This window comes from Sphingobium sp. 15-1, from assembly GCF_013375535.1.
GTDB lineage: Bacteria > Pseudomonadota > Alphaproteobacteria > Sphingomonadales > Sphingomonadaceae > Sphingobium > Sphingobium aromaticivastans.
In genome coordinates this window covers 836,926-843,427 of the sequence record NZ_JABXJG010000003.1, presented here as the reverse complement: position 1 = coordinate 843,427, position 6,502 = coordinate 836,926, and the positions used below count along the sequence as shown (strand labels likewise).

General features: G+C 60.7%; 8 protein-coding genes. All 8 read right to left on the bottom strand.

Annotation, left to right across the window (positions count from 1 at the left end):
* Positions 1–53: 53 nt before the first annotated feature.
* The gene (locus tag HUK72_RS26960) at positions 54–818 is read right to left on the bottom strand and encodes an IS6-like element IS6100 family transposase (protein ID WP_013054031.1); all 765 of its coding nucleotides are present in this window, start codon (positions 816–818) and stop codon (positions 54–56) included.
* Between the two features lie 39 nt (positions 819–857).
* Positions 858–1,127 carry a hypothetical protein gene (locus tag HUK72_RS26955; protein ID WP_255326038.1) on the bottom strand — a complete coding sequence of 90 codons (270 nt, stop codon included), beginning with the start codon at positions 1,125–1,127 and terminating at the stop codon, positions 858–860.
* A gap of 58 nt (positions 1,128–1,185) precedes the next feature.
* Positions 1,186–1,950, bottom strand: coding sequence for an IS6-like element IS6100 family transposase (locus HUK72_RS26950; protein WP_013054031.1), 765 nt, complete (start codon positions 1,948–1,950; stop codon positions 1,186–1,188).
* Positions 1,951–2,051: 101 nt separating this feature from the next.
* Positions 2,052–2,630, bottom strand: coding sequence for a biotin carboxylase N-terminal domain-containing protein (locus HUK72_RS26945; RefSeq protein WP_176599434.1), 579 nt, complete (start codon positions 2,628–2,630; stop codon positions 2,052–2,054).
* A gap of 36 nt (positions 2,631–2,666) precedes the next feature.
* The gene (gene dmpG, locus HUK72_RS26940) at positions 2,667–3,710 is read right to left on the bottom strand and encodes a 4-hydroxy-2-oxovalerate aldolase (RefSeq protein ID WP_070936407.1); all 1,044 of its coding nucleotides are present in this window, start codon (positions 3,708–3,710) and stop codon (positions 2,667–2,669) included.
* Positions 3,707–4,663: an acetaldehyde dehydrogenase (acetylating) gene (locus HUK72_RS26935; RefSeq protein ID WP_137866669.1), complete on the bottom strand. Its 957-nt coding sequence runs from the start codon at positions 4,661–4,663 to the stop codon at positions 3,707–3,709. Before HUK72_RS26935 ends, dmpG begins: the two co-directional genes overlap by 4 nt.
* A gap of 2 nt (positions 4,664–4,665) precedes the next feature.
* Positions 4,666–5,451, bottom strand: a complete 786-nt coding sequence (locus tag HUK72_RS26930; protein ID WP_137866668.1) for a 2-keto-4-pentenoate hydratase — start codon at positions 5,449–5,451, stop codon at positions 4,666–4,668.
* Positions 5,452–5,599: 148 nt separating this feature from the next.
* The gene (locus tag HUK72_RS26925) at positions 5,600–6,472 is read right to left on the bottom strand and encodes an alpha/beta fold hydrolase (protein WP_137866667.1); all 873 of its coding nucleotides are present in this window, start codon (positions 6,470–6,472) and stop codon (positions 5,600–5,602) included.
* Positions 6,473–6,502: the final 30 nt, after the last annotated feature.

The window sequence follows — 6,502 nt, the reverse complement described above, 5'->3', positions numbered from 1 at the left end:
GCTCTGTTGCAAAGATTGGCGGCAGTCACAGGTAGGCTGTCGCTCTGCGCCGATCAGGCGGCTGCTGCGAAATGGTGGTTGAGCATGTCCATGGCCTCCGTCAGTGCCGAGGGCCCAATGCCGAAAGCTCTCTCCACAAGGCGCACCTCTCCCCTGATGCCGGGCTGCAGGCACCAGGGACGAGCCTGTCCTTTGCGCAGGGCTCGCATGACTTCGAATCCCTTGATCGTGGCATAGGCCGTGGGGATCGATTTGAAACCGCGCACCGGCTTGATCAGCATCTTGAGCTTTCCGTGATCGGCCTCGATCACGTTATTGAGATACTTCACCTGCCGGTGGGCCGTCTCCTGGTCCAGCTTTCCTTCGCGCTTCAATTCGGTGATCGCTGCACCATAGCTCGGCGCTTTGTCAGTATTGAGCGTGGCCGGCTTTTCCCAGTGCTTCAGGCCTCGCAGGGCCTTGCCCAGGAACCGCTTCGCTGCCTTGGCGCTGCGGGTCGGCGACAGGTAGAAATCGATCGTGTCGCCCCGCTTGTCGACTGCCCGGTACAGGTAGGTCCACTTGCCCCGCACCTTGACGTAGGTTTCATCCAGGCGCCAGCTCGGATCAAAGCCACGCCGCCAGAACCAGCGCAGCCGCTTCTCCATCTCCGGGGCGTAGCGCTGGACCCAGCGATAGATCGTCGTATGGTCGACCGAAATGCCGCGTTCCGCCAGCATTTCCTCAAGGTCGCGATAGCTGATCGGATAGCGACAATACCAGCGCACCGCCCACAGGATCACATCACCCTGGAAATGGCGCCACTTGAAATCCGTCATCGCTCCATCCGTTCAATCTCCGCCAAGCATGCTCAAGCTTCACGATTTTTGCAACAGAGCCAGCGAGGCTTCCAATAACGCCACCGCATCTGACGAAAGCCGATCACTGGTTCCGATCAGCCAGGTGTCCAGATAATCTTGCCGTTGTGAGCGAACGACACGTTCAAGCTCCTTGCGCGACGGCCCATAAATACGCCGGTCCCGGCACCACAGGAAAACATGCTCAAGCATGGCATTGATCGACTGGCCGCCCGGGCACAGCTCGCCAGCAATCCATTCCGTCAATTGCGCGCGATCCACCCGCTTCATGCGGGGCTCTGTTGCAAAGATTGGCGGCAGTCACAGGTAGGCTGTCGCTCTGCGCCGATCAGGCGGCTGCTGCGAAATGGTGGTTGAGCATGTCCATGGCCTCCGTCAGTGCCGAGGGCCCAATGCCGAAAGCTCTCTCCACAAGGCGCACCTCTCCCCTGATGCCGGGCTGCAGGCACCAGGGACGAGCCTGTCCTTTGCGCAGGGCTCGCATGACTTCGAATCCCTTGATCGTGGCATAGGCCGTGGGGATCGATTTGAAACCGCGCACCGGCTTGATCAGCATCTTGAGCTTTCCGTGATCGGCCTCGATCACGTTATTGAGATACTTCACCTGCCGGTGGGCCGTCTCCTGGTCCAGCTTTCCTTCGCGCTTCAATTCGGTGATCGCTGCACCATAGCTCGGCGCTTTGTCAGTATTGAGCGTGGCCGGCTTTTCCCAGTGCTTCAGGCCTCGCAGGGCCTTGCCCAGGAACCGCTTCGCTGCCTTGGCGCTGCGGGTCGGCGACAGGTAGAAATCGATCGTGTCGCCCCGCTTGTCGACTGCCCGGTACAGGTAGGTCCACTTGCCCCGCACCTTGACGTAGGTTTCATCCAGGCGCCAGCTCGGATCAAAGCCACGCCGCCAGAACCAGCGCAGCCGCTTCTCCATCTCCGGGGCGTAGCGCTGGACCCAGCGATAGATCGTCGTATGGTCGACCGAAATGCCGCGTTCCGCCAGCATTTCCTCAAGGTCGCGATAGCTGATCGGATAGCGACAATACCAGCGCACCGCCCACAGGATCACATCACCCTGGAAATGGCGCCACTTGAAATCCGTCATCGCTCCATCCGTTCAATCTCCGCCAAGCATGCTCAAGCTTCACGATTTTTGCAACAGAGCCCCATTTCGCAGCAGCCGCCTGATCGGCGCAGAGCGACAGCCTACCTCTGACTGCCGCCAATCTTTGCAACAGAGCCCACGGCCTCAATGAGACCACTCTCATCCTCGATCGGGCGCATGCCGCGTCCACCGCCGCCCCAACTCGCCTTGAGCATCAAAGGATAACCGATATCTGCCGCGATCATTTTGATCGCAGTTTCATCGTCGGGCAGCGGTTCACTCGCCGGGATAACCGGCACACTGACGCTAACCGCTATGTTACGCGCTGATACCTTATCGCCCAGGCTGTGCATTGTCGCAGGGCTCGGACCAATGAAGGTAATACCTGCGTCGGCACAGGCTTTTGCGAAATCAGGGTTCTCGGACAGAAATCCATAACCAGGATGGATTGCATCTACGCCAGCGGCCTTCGCGATTTCGATGATCCGCGGGCCATCCAGATAGGCTGCAATCGGTCCAAGACCCTCACCCAGATGATAGGCCTCATCCGCCTTGAACCGATGGAGAGAAAGCTTGTCCTCCTCTGCATATATTGCAACCGTTCGTATCCCTAGTTCCGTAGCAGCACGAAAGACACGGATCGCGATCTCGGAGCGGTTGGCGACAAGAATCTTTCTCATCGCGCGGAGCTCCGCTGCTGCGCAAGGTTCTCAAAGTCATTGCCCATCGGCTGCCGACCTTTGCTTGATCATATCGAGCGCGACATCGACGATCATGTCCTCCTGGCCTCCGACCATCTTGCGGCGACCCAGTTCCACAAGGATGGCGCGGGTATCTATGCCATGTTCCCCGGCAGCCTTTTCAGCGTGGCGCAGGAAGGAGGAATAGACACCGGCATAGCCCAGCGTCAGCGTTTCGCGGTCAACGCGTACCGGGCGGTCCTGCAGCGGACGCACCAGATCCTCGGCGGCATCCATCAGGGCATAAAGGTCGCAGCCATGGTTCCAGCCCATGCGGTCGGCAGCGGCGATGAACACTTCGAGCGGAGCGTTGCCTGCCCCCGCGCCCATGCCGGCAAGGCTCGCATCGACCCGGACCGCACCATTCTGCACCGCGACGATGGAGTTGGCGACACCAAGGCTGAGGTTGTGGTGCGCGTGCACGCCGCGCTGCGTTTCGGGCTTCAGTACCTTGTCGTAGGCCGCAACGCGCGCCGCGTAGTCATCCATGCTCATCGCGCCACCACTGTCGGTGACGTAGACGCAATGCGCGCCGTAACTCTCCATCAGCTGGGCCTGTTGGGCCAGCGCTTCCGGGCTGGTCATGTGGCTCATCATCAGGAAGCCCGAGACGTCCATGCCCAAGTTGCGCGCCGCCTCGATGTGCTGCTTGCTGACGTCCGCTTCGGTGCAGTGGGTCGCGATGCGCACCGAACGCACACCCAACTCATAAGCGTGCTTCAGGTCGTGGACTGTGCCGATGCCGGGCAGAAGGAGGGTGGTCAGCACCGAGTGTTCCAGCACTTCGGCCACGGCGCCGATCCAGTCCCAATCGGTGTAGGCGCCAAAGCCGTAGTTGAAGCTGGAGCCTTGCAGGCCGTCACCGTGGGCGACTTCGATCGCGTCGACCTTGGCCCGGTCAAGTGCGCGGGCAATCGCCTGGACGTGGTCCAGACCATACTGGTGACGGATAGCGTGCATTCCGTCACGCAGAGTGACGTCCTGAATGTAGAGCTTTTGCTGGGTCGGGTCGAAAGTCATGCTGCCGCTCCCCCTTGTATTTCGTTGTCGTGCATGCGGTTCGCGATCTTCTCGGCCGTCTTGAGCGCGGCAGAGGTCATGATGTCGAGGTTGCCGGCATAGGCCGGCAGGTAATGGGCCGCGCCTTCCACTTCGAGGAAGACGGAGACCTTGAGCCCGGTGAATTCGCCGTCCATTTCCGGGATGCGCAGCGGACGGTTGGAGCCGATATGCTCAAACTGTACGGCCTGCTTCATGCGGTAGCCGGGGACATAGCTCTGCACTTCGGCGACCATGTCTTCCACCGACTTGCGGATCGCATCCTGATCGGCATCTTCGCACAGACAATAGACTGTATCGCGCATGATCAAGGGCGGTTCGGCGGGGTTGAGGATAATGATCGCCTTGCCGCGCGTCGCGCCGCCGACGTCCATGATCGCCTGGCTGGTGGTCTCGGTGAACTCGTCGATGTTGGCGCGGGTGCCCGGGCCAGCACTCTTCGAGGCAATCGAGGCAACAATCTCGCCATAGTGGACCTTGGCCACGCGGTTCACCGCCGCCACGATCGGGATGGTAGCCTGACCGCCGCAAGTGACCATGTTGACGTTCTTGGCGTCGAGGCACGCTTCGCCATTGACCGGCGGCACCACGTAAGGCCCGATCGCGGCAGGTGTTAGGTCGACCATGCGCTTGCCAGCGGCGAGCACCAGTTCGCTGTTGCGCTTGTGCGCCCCGGCCGAAGTAGCGTCGAACACGATCCCGACGTCCGCAAACTCGGGCATCTTAATAAGGCCGTCGATCCCTTCCGCCGTCGTCGCAACACCCAGTCGCTGCGCGCGGGCGAGGCCATCGGAGGCCGGGTCGATCCCGACCATCACGCCCATTTCCAGTACGCCGGAAAGGCGCATTATCTTGATCATCAGGTCGGTGCCGATATTGCCCGAACCGATGATGGCTACCTTGGTCTTGGCCATAATCAGGCTCCGTTGAACGAGAAGGAACAGGTGCCGATGCCGGCGACATCAGTGCGAACCTCGTCTCCGGCGTTCAGCACCACCATCGGGCCGAGGGCGCCGGCCAGCAGAATGTCGCCAGCCTTCAGCGGGTCGCCGCCTGCTGCCAGAGTGCGGGCCAGCCAGGCCGCCGCGTTGAGCGGATTGCCCAGCGCCGCCGAACCGATCCCGGACGAGGCCACGTTGCCGTTGAGCGTCATGGTCATGGCCGCACCCTCCAAATCGAGGCCAGCCAGAGGTAGGCCCTGATCGGACAGGACGAAGAACGCCGAAGAGCCGTTGTCGGCGACGGTATCGGCAAAGGTGATCTTCCAGTCGGCAATGCGGCTGTCGACAATCTCGATCGCCGCATGGACCGAGGCGACCGCCGCCGCGACCTGCTCTGCCGTGGTGTCAGCCGATGGCAGGTCCGCGCCCAGAACAAAGGCTATTTCCGCTTCGGCCTTGGCCTGGATGCAGCGCGCCGGATCAAGATTACCGCCGTCCGCAATCTGCATGTCGTCAAACAGGACGCCGAAATCGGGCTGGTCGACACCAAGCTGCTTCTGCACGGCCTCGGCAGTCAGGCCAGCCTTGCGACCAACGATGCGGCGGCCCTGGCTTTCCCAGAAACGGGTGTTGATCGCCTGGATCGCATAGGCCCCGGCCGCATCGGTCGGCTCCAGCCACTCGCGCAGCGGCGGTAGCGTCTCGCCGGTGTAGGCGTCGCGCAGTCGCCTTGCGAGCTCTTCATAATCTGGCTTGAGCATGGTTCTCTCTTTCTAGTCGCCAACGGTCTGGCCTGCCTGGCTGTGCCGATCCGCAATGATGCTGGTCTCGTTCGGGCCGCGCGTAAGGCTGCATATTCAATCGGAGACGCCGCCTTGAGGCGTCTCCGATTGAACGAACTATCGCGCCTTAGCTCAGCGGAATGGGTTCGCTTGGGGCAGCTTCGGCCAGGAAATTGCCAACCAGTTGAACAAATCGACTGGACTGCTCGATCTGAGTCCAATGGCCGCATTCCCCGAAGACATGCAGTTGCGCGCGCCGGATCAGGCTTGCCATGCGATAGGCATCCTCCACACGGATGACCCGATCCTCACGGCCGTGAACAATCAGGGTCTGATGGGGAAGTTTGCGCAGGTCGTCTTCCTGACATGCCAACGAGTCAAACCAGCGTTGGCGTGGGGCCGGGAACATCTGACTGTAGGATTCCTGGAAACCGGGCCGAATACTCGCCTCATAGCGGATCTGGGCGAGTTCGTCGGTTACAAGATCGCGGTTGTATGCGAAAATGTCGAGCATGCGGCGCATGTTCTCAAGCGAGGGCGTGTAGCCCCACACTTCATCGAGCCCTGGCAAGATTGACCCTTTGATGCCGCCGCTGCCCATCAGCACCAAGCGCCGGAACCGATCAGGATGACGGATCGCTGCAGCCAGCGATAGTGCGCCGCCAAACGAGTTGCCGACAAGATCAACCTGATCGAGGCCGAGGGCGTCGAGAAAGCCCAGAAGATGTTGAACCCAAGCTTCAACACCGTATTTGAAGTTTTCCGGACGATCCGTGAAGCCGAAGCCGACCATGTCCGGGGCGATTGCACGGTTCTGCTGCGAGATTTTTGGCAATATCATCCGCCAGTTTGCCCAGGCAGAAACACCCGGACCAGACCCGTGGATGAATACGACCGGAGAGCCTTCTCCCACATCGTGATAATTGGTGCGAATGCCAGCGGCGATCACTGACTTGGATATTTCAGGGTTATCAGTCCCTGCAGTTGCAATGCTTCCCATGAGATTTATTCCTCAAAATTCATGTGTTTG

Bases quoted from the DNA above. Each gene is read 5' to 3' on its own strand.
- HUK72_RS26960 (WP_013054031.1), bottom strand. From the start codon at position 818: ATGACGGATTTCAAGTGGCGCCATTTCCAGGGTGATGTGATCCTGTGG.
- HUK72_RS26955 (WP_255326038.1), bottom strand. From the start codon at position 1,127: ATGAAGCGGGTGGATCGCGCGCAATTGACGGAATGGATTGCTGGCGAG.
- HUK72_RS26950 (WP_013054031.1), bottom strand. From the start codon at position 1,950: ATGACGGATTTCAAGTGGCGCCATTTCCAGGGTGATGTGATCCTGTGG.
- HUK72_RS26945 (WP_176599434.1), bottom strand. From the start codon at position 2,630: ATGAGAAAGATTCTTGTCGCCAACCGCTCCGAGATCGCGATCCGTGTC.
- dmpG (WP_070936407.1), bottom strand. From the start codon at position 3,710: ATGACTTTCGACCCGACCCAGCAAAAGCTCTACATTCAGGACGTCACT.
- HUK72_RS26935 (WP_137866669.1), bottom strand. From the start codon at position 4,663: ATGGCCAAGACCAAGGTAGCCATCATCGGTTCGGGCAATATCGGCACC.
- HUK72_RS26930 (WP_137866668.1), bottom strand. From the start codon at position 5,451: ATGCTCAAGCCAGATTATGAAGAGCTCGCAAGGCGACTGCGCGACGCC.
- HUK72_RS26925 (WP_137866667.1), bottom strand. From the start codon at position 6,472: ATGGGAAGCATTGCAACTGCAGGGACTGATAACCCTGAAATATCCAAG.